Annotated in this window: 14 protein-coding genes, 1 tRNA gene and 1 pseudogene; 15 read left to right on the forward strand and 1 reads right to left on the reverse strand. The window is 48.9% G+C overall.

Annotated features, from left to right (window positions below; translation table 11 throughout):
• Positions 1-69: 69 nt before the first annotated feature.
• Positions 70-702 (reverse strand): nucleoside monophosphate kinase, encoded by a 633-nt coding sequence (locus tag IPL44_01925; GenBank protein ID QQS17770.1) that lies wholly within the window; start codon positions 700-702, stop codon positions 70-72.
• A 124-nt stretch (positions 703-826) separates the two neighbouring features.
• Here IPL44_01925 and IPL44_01930 point away from each other — a divergent pair, with 124 nt between their 5' ends.
• The 15 genes and pseudogenes from IPL44_01930 (at position 827) to IPL44_02000 (ending at position 15,817) form a co-directional block, all read left to right on the forward strand.
• Positions 827-1,015 (forward strand): hypothetical protein, encoded by a 189-nt coding sequence (locus IPL44_01930; GenBank protein ID QQS17771.1) that lies wholly within the window; start codon positions 827-829, stop codon positions 1,013-1,015.
• A complete protein-coding gene (locus IPL44_01935; protein ID QQS17772.1) occupies positions 985-2,370 on the forward strand; it encodes a hypothetical protein in 1,386 nt (461 codons plus the stop codon). The genes IPL44_01930 and IPL44_01935 overlap by 31 nt, the downstream gene beginning before the upstream one ends.
• A 48-nt stretch (positions 2,371-2,418) precedes the next feature.
• The gene (locus IPL44_01940) at positions 2,419-3,120 is read left to right on the forward strand and encodes a transcriptional regulator (protein QQS17803.1); all 702 of its coding nucleotides are present in this window, start codon (positions 2,419-2,421) and stop codon (positions 3,118-3,120) included.
• 2 nt (positions 3,121-3,122) lie between these two features.
• A complete protein-coding gene (locus tag IPL44_01945; GenBank protein QQS17773.1) occupies positions 3,123-3,578 on the forward strand; it encodes a nucleotide exchange factor GrpE in 456 nt (151 codons plus the stop codon).
• A 60-nt stretch (positions 3,579-3,638) separates the two neighbouring features.
• Positions 3,639-5,531: a molecular chaperone DnaK gene (gene dnaK, locus IPL44_01950; GenBank protein QQS17774.1), complete on the forward strand. Its 1,893-nt coding sequence runs from the start codon at positions 3,639-3,641 to the stop codon at positions 5,529-5,531.
• Positions 5,532-5,657: 126 nt separating this feature from the next.
• The gene (locus IPL44_01955) at positions 5,658-5,915 is read left to right on the forward strand and encodes a GlsB/YeaQ/YmgE family stress response membrane protein (GenBank protein QQS17775.1); all 258 of its coding nucleotides are present in this window, start codon (positions 5,658-5,660) and stop codon (positions 5,913-5,915) included.
• 70 nt (positions 5,916-5,985) lie between these two features.
• Complete coding sequence (gene dnaJ / locus IPL44_01960; GenBank protein ID QQS17776.1) at positions 5,986-7,092, forward strand: molecular chaperone DnaJ; 1,107 nt, start codon at positions 5,986-5,988, stop codon at positions 7,090-7,092.
• A 108-nt stretch (positions 7,093-7,200) separates the two neighbouring features.
• Positions 7,201-9,025: pseudogene (glmS, locus tag IPL44_01965) on the forward strand (glutamine--fructose-6-phosphate transaminase (isomerizing)).
• Positions 9,026-9,122: 97 nt separating this feature from the next.
• Positions 9,123-10,619, forward strand: coding sequence for a hypothetical protein (locus IPL44_01970; protein ID QQS17777.1), 1,497 nt, complete (start codon positions 9,123-9,125; stop codon positions 10,617-10,619).
• A gap of 8 nt (positions 10,620-10,627) precedes the next feature.
• Positions 10,628-11,134, forward strand: a complete 507-nt coding sequence (locus IPL44_01975; protein ID QQS17778.1) for an ATP-dependent zinc protease — start codon at positions 10,628-10,630, stop codon at positions 11,132-11,134.
• Positions 11,131-12,045, forward strand: coding sequence for a RimK family alpha-L-glutamate ligase (locus IPL44_01980; protein ID QQS17779.1), 915 nt, complete (start codon positions 11,131-11,133; stop codon positions 12,043-12,045). The genes IPL44_01975 and IPL44_01980 overlap by 4 nt, the downstream gene beginning before the upstream one ends.
• Before the next feature lie 63 nt (positions 12,046-12,108).
• Positions 12,109-12,184, forward strand: a tRNA-Lys gene (locus IPL44_01985).
• A gap of 82 nt (positions 12,185-12,266) precedes the next feature.
• Positions 12,267-13,841 carry a ComEC/Rec2 family competence protein gene (locus IPL44_01990; protein QQS17780.1) on the forward strand — a complete coding sequence of 525 codons (1,575 nt, stop codon included), beginning with the start codon at positions 12,267-12,269 and terminating at the stop codon, positions 13,839-13,841.
• A gap of 6 nt (positions 13,842-13,847) precedes the next feature.
• Positions 13,848-15,074 (forward strand): DUF1727 domain-containing protein, encoded by a 1,227-nt coding sequence (locus IPL44_01995; GenBank protein QQS17781.1) that lies wholly within the window; start codon positions 13,848-13,850, stop codon positions 15,072-15,074.
• A complete protein-coding gene (locus tag IPL44_02000) occupies positions 15,071-15,817 on the forward strand; it encodes a glutamine amidotransferase (protein ID QQS17782.1) in 747 nt (248 codons plus the stop codon). Before IPL44_01995 ends, IPL44_02000 begins: the two co-directional genes overlap by 4 nt.
• The last annotated feature ends 3 nt before the right edge of the window (positions 15,818-15,820 follow it).

Below are 15,820 nucleotides of genomic sequence, written 5' to 3' on the forward strand. Positions count from 1 at the left end.
TCTGTAGACGTTGAACATATAGAGATCCTCGGGTCAGAAAAGGATCTCTATTTGATTGTGACTACACGGCTAGCTGGCGAAATTGTATAGTTGGTCAATAACATCGCTAAACACGCTGTCTCGATCTTGCTGACCGTTGATCTCTAGCAAAATATCCATTTCTCGATAGACTTCGATGACAGGCAGTGTTTTATCTTTGAATTCGCTGATTCGCCTAGCAACTTTTTCCTCATCCATATCGTCCGTTCGTCCGATGTTACGTGTGTCGCCCTGGGCTTCGCGCCAACGGTGCCAGACTTCATCTTCGGAAACGTTGAGCAGTAGAACAGCTTTGGTGTCGTGACCACCCCGTTTTAGGCCCTCTAGCACCGGGCCCTCTTCGCCGATCCAGCGTCCGACCGAGCTGAGGATCAGGGCCTTTCCGGCTATCTTTTCGTCATACATATAGGGAACAATGAGTTTTAGAAATTCATCCATAGGGGTCAAGGCGCCGGTTTCAGACACCTCGGCGGCGCGCTTTATCTCGCTGTCCTTGGAATTGTCCCTAGCGGATCTAACGATGTCGCCACTACTCAAAAATTCTGCGCCGATTGCATCCGCTAGCCGTTTGCCAACGGTGTCTTTGCCGGAAAATTGAATGCCAAATATGTTGATCGATCCACTACCGAGCCAGTTTTTTATATGAGAAATCTTATCTTCCATGGATAAATTATACAGGATAGAGATATTATACCGCAACCCACCTTTCGATTTTTAGATTTTTGACTATTTAAAGGAGAGAGTATGATACAATTATCAGTGTATAAGCTTTAGTTAAAAAGGAATATTGTCAACGTATGGAGGGGCACGCATTTCGCTGGCCCAAATTGGCGCTGGCCAGGTAACGGTCGTAGCTGCTGGCGGCGTTTCCATATCTGCTGATCCTGGTCTCAAGATTGCTGTCCAAAACGGCGGTGCCGAGCTGGTCAAATTAGGTGCGGATTGGTGGCTACTCGTTGGCAGGCTAGCGGCATGAGTTTTGGTTTAACGGCATCGTCATACGTTGAGACCTCATTATCAGGTGATTCTGCCTATGCGAACGCGGTCTTGGCCGAATCTCCACTAATGTATTTGCCGTTCAACGAAACTTTGGGAACTGTAGCGGTGGATGCCTCGGGTAATGGCCATGACGGGTATTACTATGGTTCGGCGATACTCGGTAATTATACTGTAACATCCGGTAGTACGGGCCGATCGGTACGCGTAGATTATGGCAATTCTGGTGGAGTTGTCGTACCCCATAGCTCGTGGATGGATACAGCTGAGCTAACAGTTCTCATGCCCTTTTACGATAACTACAACAGCGGCCTTCGTATCCTAGCGGCTCGCTATCCGAACGATGATACACTGAGTTTAGACTCTTGGTTTATTGGTGTTGGGGCAGGCGGTACACTATGGTTTTGGTATCGTACCAGCGCCGGCACTAATGTATTTATCGATAGTGGCGTTGCACCTTCTGCTTACCAGCGGTTTTTTGTTGCCGCATATGTCAATGCGTCCGAGGCGGGCATTCGAGTATATGGTGAGGACGGTACGCTGCTCGGCTCTGGCACTGGCGCAGGCGGTGCCGTCAATGTGACGAGCGCCGATTTGACATTATTTAGCGCACAGGCAGGTTATCCATTTGAAGGCTATATCGACGATTTTGCTCTATTCGATAGATCGCTCACCACTGCAAAGATAGATTCTCTGGCAGCATTAGCGCTCGCTCCACATCAACCGTGGATAGCAAAGACCACAGGTTCAGCAGGCCGGAATGGTACCAATAGCCACACGATCACTTTTTCACCAGCATCGAGCGGCTCACTGCTCGTGGCCGTACTCGGTGGTCCAGTGACGCATACTATGGTGACCTCTGGTTGGACCAAGCAGCTCAGTGCGCTTATGGATACCGAAATAGCAGTCTTTACGAAAACGGCTAGTTCTGGCGAATCGAGCCTCGAGGTAACCCATAATGGCTCTAATTACCCGATAGAGTACGCAATATATGAATTTGCTGTAGGCTCAACGTATCATTCGGGCGTGTACAAGGTTTATGATGGAAACCCATCATTTCCGACGCTGTCTGGTCTACCCGGCACGAAAACCTCTCTCTTCATGGGCCAGTGCAGTAATTTCGGCTATGCTATCAATACCAACTGGCAATTTTTCTGGGAGACACAGGTCAGTAGCTATACGACAACCGATGTGACTGACGGAACAGCGTTAAATATTGGTTATTTCGCCCATACTGATTTTCCCGATACGACGGCCGACATCACTAGCCCCGGAGGTCAGTATGATTCACTCAACTATAACACCGCAGTCATGTTCGCTATTCAGCATACCTAAATTGGCACTCTTGACGTTACAGTGCTAATCCTCTAAAATAGAAGCATGATGACTGAACGTCAAGCCAAACTCCTCGCAGCGATTATTGAACAATATGCTGAACTAGCCGCACCTGTCGGGTCGGTCCTACTCGCCAAATTATTCAGCGTTAGTTCGGCCACTATTCGATCGGAAATGGCCAAACTAGAGGAGATGGGGTACATCACGCAACCTCACACCAGCGCCGGTCGCATTCCGACTGATAAAGGCTACCGTTTGTATGTAAACAGTATTGTTGAGGGTAGCGAAGTACCCATGTATGAGGCGCGCCACGCTAAGGCTATCGAATCGAGAGTCGAGGGTCACGGTCGCACTGATCATGCCATTCGTACAGCGGTCGATTCTCTCGTAGAGTTAACGCACAACTTGGGCCTAGCAACCATTGGCGACCAGCTGTATTTATCGGGTATCGGTAACTTGTTTTCTCAGCCAGAGTTTCACGATGGTGAACACGTTCGCGATGTGGCGCGATTACTTGATAATCTAGAGCCATGGCTCCGCGAGGCGGCTCCAAACGAAACGCTCAATGTGTTTATTGGTAGCGAGAATCCAATTGGCCGCGATAGTGGCGTCAGCCTCATTATTAGCCGTTTCCGTAGTCCTTATTCTGACCATAGTTATATCGGTGTGCTCGGTCCGACTAGACAGAGTTATGCCCGTGTCATGTCACTCGTTTCTCAAACCGGTAAAATGTTAGAAAGGATCCTCTAAACATGTCAAAAAACCAAAAAGACAACGCACAAATTGTCGAATTAACCTCTGATATCCAACGCGTCCGAGCCGATTTCGAGAATTATCGTAAACGAGTCGAGTCGGAAAAGCAATCGGCTCGCGATTATGGGCAAAAGGAAATGGTTATTAAATTATTGCCGGTGATCGACAATATCGAGCGCGCAGTTGGTCATGTTCCAGCCGAACTAGCGGATAACGCCTGGGCGCAGGGTATTGTAACTTTGCAAAAAAACCTGGAAAAAACACTGGTATCGATTGGCATCACAAAAATTGCAGCCGAGCCGGGTGCCGTGTTTAATCCAGATCTCCATCATGCCGTACAATTTGACGAAGACTCTGAGGGTGATCAAGAGGTCGTAGCCGATGAGCTGCAGCCTGGTTATATGCTAGATGGCCACGTTCTCCGAGAAGCTATGGTTCGAGTTACCCGTAAATAATTCATCAACAATCATATCTAGTGATTGTTTGGATGGGCAATCGATAATGAAAGGAGAATTATGGGAACTATTATCGGAATCGACCTCGGTACCACTAACAGCGCTATAGCGTATCTGCTAGCTGGCAAGCCAGAGGTTATCACTAACAAAGAAGGCAATCGTACGACACCGAGCGTGGTTGGTCTAAAAAAAGGCGAACGCTTGGTCGGGCAGGTTGCTCAGCGTCAGCGTGTCGTTAACGCTGAAAACACCATTTATGGCATCAAGCGTCTGATCGGTCGCAAATTTAGCGACAAAGAGGTCCAAGACGACATCAAAATCATGCCGTACAAGATCGTCGATAAAAACGGCAACGCTGCGGTTGAACTCGACGGCAAAGTTTATACACCAGAGGAAGTCAGCGCGATGATCCTCGGCAAATTGAAGGCTGATGCCGAGGCTTTCCTTGGTCAGCCGGTCACCGAGGCGGTTATCACGGTGCCGGCTTATTTCGATGATAGTCAACGCCAAGCTACCAAAGATGCCGGTAGAATTGCCGGTCTCGAGGTCAAGCGTATTATTAACGAGCCAACTGCAGCCGCGCTCGCCTACGGTCTCGAAAAGCACAAAGAAGAAAAAATCGCAGTCTTTGACCTCGGTGGCGGTACATTTGACGTATCGATCCTCGAACTCGGCGACGGCGTGTTCGAGGTCAAATCGACCAACGGTGACACGCACCTCGGTGGTGAGGACTTTGACAACCGCATCGTGAATTATTTCCTCGACACCTTTAAGGGCGAAACGGGCATTGACCTGAAATCCGACAAAGCCGCTATGCAGCGCCTCAAGGACGAAGCCGAAAAAGCCAAAAAAGAGCTCAGCTCAACCAACGAATACGAAGTTAACTTACCGTTTATTACCGCCGACAGTGACGGTCCAAAGCATTTCGAGCACAAACTAACTAGGGCTAAACTAGAGGAATTGGTCGGTGATCTACTCAATCGACTAGCTGATCCGTGCGAAAAGGCGCTCAAAGACGCCAAACTCAAAGCCGGCGATATCAATGAAGTTGTTCTAGTCGGTGGTATGACCCGTATGCCAGCGGTTATCGAAAAGGTAAAAGCGATTTTCGGTCGTGAGCCAATGGCCGGCGTAAATCCTGACGAAGTTGTCGCGGTTGGCGCCGCCATCCAAGGTGGCGTGCTGGCTGGCGACGTCAAGGACGTCTTGCTCCTCGATGTCACACCGCTGTCGCTCGGTATCGAAACTATGGGTGGCGTTAGTACCAAATTGATCGAGCGCAACACCACGATCCCAACGAGCAAATCTGAAACGTTCTCGACCGCTGCTGATAACCAGCCGCAAGTTGAGATTCACGTCCTCCAGGGCGAGCGAGAGTTTGCGGGCGATAATAAATCACTCGGAAAATTCGTCCTAGACGGCATTGCTCCGGCACCGCGCGGCGTGCCACAGATTGAAGTCACCTTTAACCTAGATGCGAACGGCATTTTGAACGTCACCGCCAAAGACAAAGGTACCGGCAAAGAGCAGTCAATCACTATTCAAAACAGTGGTAACCTCAGCAAGGAAGACATCGCCAAGGCGCAGGCCGAGGCCGAAGCCCACGCTGATGATGACAAGAAAAAGCGCGAGTTGATCGACGCTCGTAACCAACTCGAACAGCTGATCTACACCAGCAAAAAGATGCCAGATGAATTCAAGGACAAAATTTCCGATGAAGACAAGAAGGCCATCGAAGGCGCTGTCAAAGAGGCTGAGGAGAAACTAACCTCCGAGGACAAAGACGAACTCGAGGAAGCCACCAAGACGTTGAGCGAGCGCGTCCAGTCGATTGGCGCCAAACTCTATCAGCAAGCTGACGCGTCAAAAGGTGAAACTGAGGGCGGCGAATCTGATGACAAGAAGTCAGACGATGCTGTCGAAGGCGAAGTGGTCGACGATAAAAAGAAGTAAATTGAGTAATTCGACAATGCAAAGCTCCCGTTCTCACCAGCGGGAGCTTTTGTTTGTTGTTACTATTGCAACTGTAGTGTATAATGGTTATACAAACTTAATCTCAATAGAGAGAGGGATGGGTGTATGGAAAGTGTAATCGGCTGGATAGTGTTAGGCGGTCTCGCAGGTTGGATAGCCTCGAAATTTGTTGGTACTGACGAACAGCAAGGTTTCGTCGGCAATATCGTTGCTGGTGTACTTGGTGGTGTGGTCGGTGGTTGGGTATTCTCCCTCCTGGGCGGAGCTGGCGTAACGGGCTTGAATGTGTGGAGCCTGTTAGTCGCAGTGATAGGCGCTATGATCGTTATCTTTGTCTGGAAAGTCATTTCAGGCAAGAAATAACCCCTAATAGTAGCTACATAGATAATTAGCACTCTTTACATTTGAGTGCTAATTTCATATACTAGATACTATGAACAAACGTGACTACTACGAGATTTTAGGTGTTAAAAAAGACGCCTCAGATGACGAGATAAAGAAAGCTTTTCGCAAATTGGCTGTCAAATATCACCCTGACAAAGAGGGCGGCGATGAAGCGAAGTTCAAGGAGGCTAATGAAGCCTACGAAGTCCTAAAGGACGAAAAAAAGCGTCAACGCTATGACCAGTTTGGCCATGCTGGTGTCGGCGGCGCCTCAGGCGGCGGCGGTAACCCATTCGAGGGCTTTAACGGCGGTGGTCAAAACGTTCATTTTGACTTTGGTGGCGGTGGTTTTGGCGATCTCGGCGACATATTTTCCTCATTTTTCGGTGGTCAGCGTGGGCAATCGGGGCCAGGCCGTGGGCGTGATGTTGAAACGAGTATTAGTCTGACATTCAAAGAAGCGATCTTTGGCACGGAAAGGACAATCTCTGTTAATCTGGATGTTACTTGCGACTACTGCAAAGGCGACGGTGCCGAGCCAGGTTTCGGCACCAAAGAATGTCCAACCTGTCACGGCGCTGGCCAAGAAGTCCGCGTTATTCATTCACTATTCGGTCCGATCCAACAGGCGCAAACCTGCCATACTTGTCGTGGTCGCGGTCGTGTTCCAGAGAAAGACTGTATCGAATGTAATGGTCGCGGTATCAAACGCGATAAACAAGATATCAAGGTCAAGATTCCGGCTGGCGTTGACGAGGGGTCGGCTATTCGGCTCTCTGGTCGCGGTGAAGCCATTGCGGGCGGCACATCGGGCGATCTCTTTGTGGCGATTCATGTGGCTCCACACAAAAAATTCACTCGCGAAGGCGACCTGATCCTCAGCGAAGAGACAATATCGATGATCGATGCAGCGCTCGGTACGGAGCTCGATGTTGAGACGATAGATGGCGAACTGACGATGAAAATTCCCGCCGGCACGCAATCTGGCACAGATTTCAAGCTCTCGGGTCACGGCGTCCCGCATCTCCGCGGTAATAACAGAGGTGCACACATCATCACCATCAAAGTTGAAACCCCAACAAAATTGACGAAAAAACAGCGTGAACTACTAAAAGAATTTCGAGACGGTAGCAAAAAAAGCATATTTGGCATATAGTCATCTGAAATATTTTGTTGTAATTTATACAATTCCGCAAAAACTAGACTTTTTATAATATTGAGCGTACAATAAAAAGGTACTGCTAAACAATAGAAAGGGTAGAATATGTGCGGAATTGTCGGTTATATCGGAAATAAGAGAGTGCAACCAATCCTTATGAGCGGACTAAAGCGCCTAGAGTATCGTGGTTATGATAGTGCAGGTGTTGCAACTATTAGCGACAAAGCTAAAGTTACGTTGCTTCGAGCAAAAGGCAAAGTCGCTGAGCTTGACGAAAAAGTTGCTTCACATCAAGTGCTAGATACAGTCGGTATTGGTCACACTAGGTGGGCGACGCACGGCGAGCCGAGCAAGCGCAACGCGCATCCGCATCACGTTGGCGACATTTACTTGGTTCATAATGGTATTATCGAAAATTATCAGGAGCTCCGATCAATGCTAATAAAGCATGATTATGATTTCAAGAGTGATACCGATAGCGAAGTTCTAGCGGCTCTGATCGATTATTCTTATCATGATGCTTCGAGTTTGCTCGAAGCGGTGTCAAGCGCGCTCGAAGCGGTCGTTGGTGCATATGGTATCGCTCTGTTTAGCTCTAAAAAACCTGACGAAATTGTGGTGGCGCGAAAGGGTAGTCCGTTGATTGCTGGTGTTGCGAACGGCGAAGTTTTCATTGCTAGTGACGCTTCGGCTTTGGTTGGACATACTGATCAAGTCATCTATCTCCAAGATGGTGAAATCGGTGTCTGCACTCGCGACGGCATTCAGCTGTACGATATCGAGACACACAAAGTCGAAGCGCGCATCGAAAAGTTGGAGATGGATTTACAATCGATTCAGAAAAAGGGATTCGACCACTTTTTATTGAAGGAGATTTATGACCAGCCTGATAGTGTCCGCTCGACTCTGAGTGGGCGCATTAATGTAGCGGATAGCCAGGTAAAACTCGGTGGACTCAATATGTCAGATGACGAGCTGCGTCAAATTCGCAATATCATGGTGATTGGTTGTGGGACGGCGTACTATGCTGGTATGATGGCGGGCTATCTAATTGAACAATTTACTGATGACATCGTGGTGCACTCTGAGATTGCGAGCGAACTACGCTACCGTTCGTTCTCGATACCAGATAACACTGTGGCATTGATCGTCTCGCAATCTGGTGAAACGGCAGATACCTTAGCATGCCTTCAAGAGCTCAAGAGGCGTGGCGTTAAATGTCTTGGCGTGGTCATGCGGTCGGCAGTACGATAGCTCGCGAAGTCGACGGGGGTGTCTATTTACATGTCGGTGCTGAAATCAGCGTTGCAAGTACGAAAGCTTTTACATCACAGGTGGCGGCGATGGTAATGTTTGGTTTGATGGTGGCTCAATCAAAGGGTGCAAATCCGCGCGAGCTAAACGACTGTATTCGCGAGCTTGATCTCTTGCCGGGCGAAATCGAAGCAGTTTTAGACCAATCTGCCGCTAAGGTGAAGAAATTAGCATCGACTTATGCCAAATACGAACACGCATTGTATATTGGTCGGGATACGTTGTACCCGATCGCGCTCGAGGGTGCTCTAAAGCTCAAAGAAGTCAGCTACATACATTCAGAAGGCTATGCGGCGGGCGAGTTGAAACACGGCTCTATTGCCTTGATCGACGATCGGTTCTTTGAGGTTTGCTATTTGCAAGATAACTGGCTGTACGAAAAGGCTCAGAGTAACCTGATTGAAATGAATGCACGTGGTGCTCATGCGATTGTTATCACTGATACAGACAAGAAGATTTCCGGCGAGACGGTTTTGCGCGTCAAGACCAAGCTCCAGCTCCTAACCCCACTAGTCTTTAACGTTGTGAGCCAGCTATTGGCGTATTACATAGCACGACTCGTGGTAATGATGTCGATCAACCGCGTAATCTTGCCAAAAGTGTGACTGTGGAATAAGTTGCTAGTGTGTGACAGGCTTTTTATTCATTGCCAAGTCAAGTGTAAAATGATTCACAATATTGACTTATTATCATATATATGATAGAATTAAAACATGAACGTGATGCAAAAAAACCAAACACCAGACAGCCGAACCTCGGAGATATTTGAAGTTAGTGGCCTAGCGGTCGATACTAGCGTGGATAACGTAGACGCTTTGCACTATAGACCGGAGTTTCAGACTACTGGTAAGCCCCGAAAAAACGCAATCAGTGCGATCGCTATTCGCCTATGTACAGAGGAAAGTGATATAAAACACTCCATGCACGCCGAGGCGGGGAAAATCATCGATGAATCGACATTACAACAGACAATGCGCGCCCTAGAAGCCGAAGGCAAAAGCCACACTATCGAGTACGAACTGGCGAAATATCGCCTCGATACGCGACAATTACTCTATCTGGCAGCGAGAATCAATGACCCAGAAACTCCTACCGAGCAGATCCAGGGCTGGACTGATGCCTTTACTGACAAATCGATTGAAATCTGGGGCAAACCAGATGAAAAATTTGCCACTGATCTTCTGCGCGAACAAATGGTAGAGCTATCTGCTTTGGCTGATAGTCATCCGCATGAATACCGGGAATTATTAAGTGCCGCTAGCGCGCTCGGCTTGCCAACTGAGGTTGAACAATCTGATGCACCTAGCTACCGCGAGCGTTTCAAAAAAGTTGCGGATCAGGTAGGCGAGTACATGAAAAGGAAATACGGCGCTGTGTTTGACGCGCTAGATCTCGATCAATTCAATGACCGGGAAATGACAGCTGCTGATATGGCTGATGCGGTAGAGCGCGGTATTGCTGAGCTGGCAAAGACCAATCCCGTTTGGAGTACATGGCAGGTGATACGCGACGAGGAAAAGGCACAGTTTAACGTCGAGGGGTCAGATTTTACTATAACCGTTGGCATGAAACGAAACAGCGCTACTCGCGAGGAGTTCCAAGCCTTGTTTGCCCACGAGGTTTTGCGTCACGCTATGGCAGCTACAAACGGCAGTTTGCTCGACTACGAACTACAAAAAGGTTTACCTGAATATTTATCGTGGGAAGAAGCCGTCGGTGTTCTAAAAGAATATGCGTTAACCGGTATCATGCCAGAAAAGATCGTGAATCGCTATATTGATATATCAGTTGCCCTCGGTGATCTAACAGATAATGGTCGTCAGCCACGTCGCGCCTTGCAGCGGTTTGCGATGGCTAGGGAAAAGTTGCGTAATGCGGCACTCCCGATGGACAAACAGTCGACCGATGCGACTATTGAAAAAGACGTTAAAACGCATATCAATAGGATATACCGCGGCACACTCGGCGACGACGAACATGTCGGCGTCATGACCAAAGATTATGTTTATATGGGCGGTCTGCCAGAGGTCTGTCAATATATCGAGGACGAACTAGCGGCTGGCAAGACGATTGATGAGATCATGGAACACATTGACTCTGGCAAGTTCAACCCAACCAAACAGTCAAATCGCGATTATGTCGAATCTAAAAAACACAATAGGTCCAAAGAACTAGTGCCAGTTGGGCATAAAACGAGGCAGGATATATAATGGATACTATGAATGAGCGACCAATCATCGGTAAAAATGCCAAAGTTGACTTCGGTCGGCGAGCCATTGGCGTGCCGGCGAAAATTGACACTGGCGCAGATAGCTCGGCGGTGTGGGCTTCGAAAATCCGAGTCAGCAAAGACGGTGTGCTCAAATTTGCCTTGTTTGGCGAGGGTTCGCCGTATTATAGCGGCAAAGTGTTCAAACGCACCGACTACAAGGTTGCTATCGTGCGTAGCTCATCTGGGCATGAACAGATTCGCTATCGTACGCACTTTACAATTATCCTAAATGGACGTAGAATAAAGGCACTGTTTAACTTGTCGGATCGGTCGAATAACCAGTATCCAGTCCTGATCGGTCGGCGGACAATTAGCGGTAAGTTTCTCGTCGATGTCAAAGCAGGTGATTTTGAGCACCAGAGAAAATACAGTAGAGAAACTGGAAAATTGAATCAGGAATTATCGAGCAACCCGCGTAAATTCTACGTGAAGTATAAAGGAGGTGCTAAATGAAAATCGCTATTTTATCCAACGGCAACGCTAACTATTCCACCAAGCGTTTAGTCGAGGCAGCCAAAGCTCGTGGTCACTCGGTTGATGTGATCAAATACAAAAACTGTTTTGTGTCGGTTGATAGCCAAGATCCAAAAGTTATCTACAAAGGGAAGGAAATCGACATTAAAAAGTACGACGCGATCATTCCGCGCATTGCTAACTATATGACTCGTTATGGTACGGCTATCGTGCGTCAGCTCGAGCGCGAGGGTATCTTTACGACCGCTAGTGCCATTGCTATCCAGCGCTCGCGCGACAAACTGCGTGCCACTCAAATCATGGCCAAGGCAGTTGACGTCCCGAAAACGGTTTTTTCGCGTAATTCTACCGATATTGACGGTATGTTGGACCAGGTCGGCGGTGCGCCAGTTATCATTAAATTAGGCCAGTCAACACACGGCAATGGCGTGGTTCTAGCTGATACTAAAAAGGCCGCGAAATCAGCTTTGCAGGCTTTTTATATCTATAACGAGGACGGCACTAACGTCATGATTCAGGAGTTTGTCGAAGAATCGGCCGGAGTAGACATCCGCGCCTTTGTAGTGGGCGGTCGTGTGGTGGCGAGCATGAAACGACAATCTCTCGATGATGATTTTCGTTCCAACCTCCACCGCGGTGGCGAGGGGGTAGCGATCAAACTAACCGACGAAGAGCGTAAGGTTGTGATCAAAGCCGCCAAAGCGATGGGTCTGAGTCTCGCTGGTGTCGATATCATGCGCAGTGATCGTGGACCATTGGTGCTAGAGGTCAATGCTAGTCCAGGGTTTGGCATCGAAAAGGTAACTGGGCGAGACGTTGCGACGCCAATCATTGAATACGTCGAGCAAAATGCGCGGCGCGGTCAGAAAAAAGACAAAGTCGGCGCCTAGAGACAACGCCAGACCTTGCAGATAACGGAGATTTCTGATAGAATTTAGGTTGTCTCCAAATTTGGGACGGTAGCTCAGTTGGTAGAGCACGGGCCTTTTAAGCCTGGTGTCGCGGGTTCGAGCCCCGCCCGTCTCACCATTAGCAATTTATAGAAAACGTCGTTTCCCACGGCGTTTTTTGTTTGCAGTTGTCTTATGTGTGCTTGTGCTATACTGATGAGATGAGAGCTCGATTGTTACTAGGGCGATTGTGGCACTATGCATGCAACTCGCGAGCTCACATTTCTTGGCTGATCACAGCCGGTTGTTTAGGGCTGGTTGCTGGCGTTGGTTTATCGATTTTGCCGACTAGCGTGTGGCAGGACGGCACAATTTGGCTGATCTTGGGGTTCGTTTTATGTATGATTGCAATCGTCAGCCGACTCCGCATCATGATCGTAGCAGCGTTCATGGCTGGTCTATTATTTGGAGTGTGGCGCGGCATGACGGCTCGCACCGATTTATCTGTTTACCGGCAATATATCGGGCAAGAAGTCAGAATCATCGGGACGATTGCTGATGATCCGGATGTAGACGCGAGTAACGTCGTGAAACTGCGCATCGAAAATGTAGAAATCATAACACAGTCAGATGACGACCGCTTGCAGGGCGAACCGGATATCACGAGCTATTTTGAGCCTATGCCGGGCCAGATTTGGCTGAGTTCAGTAATGAGTTTTCATAATATTAAACGCGGTGACCATGTCGAGGCAAGCGGTACATTAAAGGGTGGTTTCGGTAGTTTTGCAGCAACAGTGAGCTACGGTCAATTGGATCATATTGAACGTTCAGATCAGGCCGATCCACTACGCGATCTGAGGGATGGCTTTGGAGAAAGGCTGCGGTCGGTGATACCTGCGCCGGCGGTGGATCTCGGCATGGGGATTTTAGCTGGTCAAAAGACTGCTTTGCCGGCAGATTTGTCTCAAGCCTTTATCATTGCGAGCTTGACGCACATCGTGGTGGCGAGCGGCTACAACCTGACGATTTTGATTCGATTTGCGAGACGTTTGTTCGCCAAAGTCTCGCGGTTAGTCGCCTTGATTTTTTCCAGTGGGCTAGCCATCGGATTTGCGGCATTAGTCGGGTTTTCACCCAGTATGACTAGGGCGTCACTAGTTGCCATGTTGTCGCTCGTGGCCTGGTATTACGGTCGGAGATTTCATCCAGTTGCGTTGCTCGCAGTTGTGGCGGCTATCACGGTCATCATTAATCCCACGAGCGTTTGGGGTGATGTTGGCTGGTATTTGTCATTCCTCAGTTTCGTTGGTGTGATTATTCTGGCGCCACTATTGACAGCCTATTTCTTTGGGGAAAAGCAGGCGGACAACAAAGAACCGACCAAAACATCACCGATGGCGAGCTTGCGACAGGTCTTTATCGAAACGTTGAGCGCGCAGTTAGTGGCTGCGCCGATAATGGCGCTATTTATGGGGCAGTTTTCGCTCTATGGTATGCTTGCGAATATCTTGGCGTTACCGCTTTTACCGCTCGTTATGTTGCTGACCTTTCTGTCTGGCGTCATGGCTTTCCTATTGCCAACCGCGATTGCCAGTGTTATCGCGTGGCCTGCGACGCAACTGCTGAACTACGTTATTGGTGTAGCGAACTGGGTGTCCGAATTGCCACTAGCCCAGAGCAAAGTTGCGATATCGTTGCCAGTCATCATTGGGATGTACGTGGTCATGTTTGGCGTCATCATATACCTGAAGTTGAAAACGCGGCACGATTTCCGCTCGGACAATGTGGTAGAATAGAGGCAGATGAAATCACTCCTTCTCTCTAGTAGTTTGGGAAAAATCGTGTCAAAAGCCTCTCGATTACGAGGTGGCCACGGTTCGGCTTTGCCTGGGTTGGTGGTCGAAAAAGTATCGCCACATTTCCTGCGAGACACCCTGACTAATTTACCGTACGGTGTAGTGGTCATTAGCGGCACTAACGGCAAGACAACGACGACGAAAATTGTCGTGGAGTTGCTACGGGCGGCTGGACTAAAAGTTTTTACAAACCCGAGCGGCAGCAATTTTACCAGAGGTATCGCTAGTGTGGCGGCGCTCGAAATGCGGCGTGGTCGGCTCGACGCCGATATCGCCGTTGTGGAACTCGACGAGGCGCATGCGGTGCACTTTGTGCGACAAGTTCCACCCAAATATTCTTTGATTTTGAACGTTTTGCGTGATCAGCTCGACCGATTTGGTGAGATCGATACCACGGCTAAATTGCTAGCCAAAGTAGCCAATCAAACTACTGGAACGGTGGTCTTGAACCGCGAAGATCCGCTCGTAGCGGCGATTACGGCGAACAGGAAAGTCTATTTCGGCTATTCCGGATCGGTTGCAACATTATTTCCGAACGATGATGAGCTCTATAGTACGAAAAAACGTAGCTCGGCTAGTCAGCCGGACGCTACAGTTAAGCTCGACGAACTGGATGGATCGACGGCGACATTTAACATCGGATCATCGGAATTATTGCTACGCGGTGCGCACAATGCGCTCAATGCGGCTGCGGCGTTGGCGCTAGTCAGGGAAATCCTGGGTGATAAATTTGAGGCGGACGAGTCGCTTGCGGCGTTATCTCAGGTTCAACCAGCCTTTGGTCGTGGCGAAAGTTTTACGATTAACGGTCAGCCGCTAGAGTTGATTTTGGTAAAAAATCCGAGTGGTTTTCGCATCAGTTTAGCTAGCCAGAATGATCCTAACGCAGCAACAATGATCGCCATTAACGACCAATATGCCGATGGGCGAGACATGAGTTGGTTGTGGGATGTGGACTTTTCCAAACTGTCGTCAGTTGCAATGATCAGCGGTGTCAGAGCGTATGACATGGCGTTGCGCCTAGAGACGAGCGGAATTAATGTTGGGGCGGTTGAAACTGATCTAACCGTGGCGGTAGACCAGTTTTTGACAGATCGTCCGATGCAAATCTATGCGACCTATACCGCGATGTTAAAAATTCGTAAAGCCCTAAAGGCACGGAGGCAAGCATGAGTCGAGCTCTAAATATCGTCATGCTGTATCCGGCGGAGATGAATATTTACGGCGATCACGGCAACCTAGAGTTTCTGACGCGCAGGGCTGAGCTCTACGGTTTCAAGGTGAGTGTCGTAGCATATGAACCGGGCGACACTTTTCCGGATAATGTTGATATTATTTTAGGCGGTGGCGGTCAGGATTCGGGACAGACGAAAATCACCGACGATCTGATGCAGCTAGCACCGAAGCTACGTCAACTAGCGCAAGACGGCGTACCGATGCTGGTGATTTGTGGACTCTATCAGCTATTCGGGCATTATTTTCAGACGGCCGATGACGTCAAGATCCCGGGGATAGGATTGTTCGATGCCTATACCGTAGCTGGCGACAAACGCCTGATTGGCAATATCGTGACAGACTGGGCAGGTTATCAATTGGTTGGCTACGAGAATCATAGCGGGCTGACGCATTTAAATGACGGACAGGCGGGGATGGCTACGGTGGTAAAAGGAGCGGGGAACAACGGCCAGAACAATACAGAAGGCGCGCGGGTACACAATGTCTTCGGATCCTATCTACACGGGCCGATGTTGCCGAAAAACCCTAAATTAGCAGATGAAATTTTACTTCTAGCCGCCAGGCGACGCTTTCACGACACGGCGCTACATCCTAGTGGCAATGAAGCTAAAAAAGCCCTGCAATTACTAGATGATTTAGCCGACAAGGCGCGCGCGGTAGCAATCGCGCGCCCTCGCTAAAAT

Source organism: Candidatus Saccharibacteria bacterium (genome assembly GCA_016699895.1).
Classification (GTDB): Bacteria; Patescibacteriota; Saccharimonadia; order Saccharimonadales; family Saccharimonadaceae.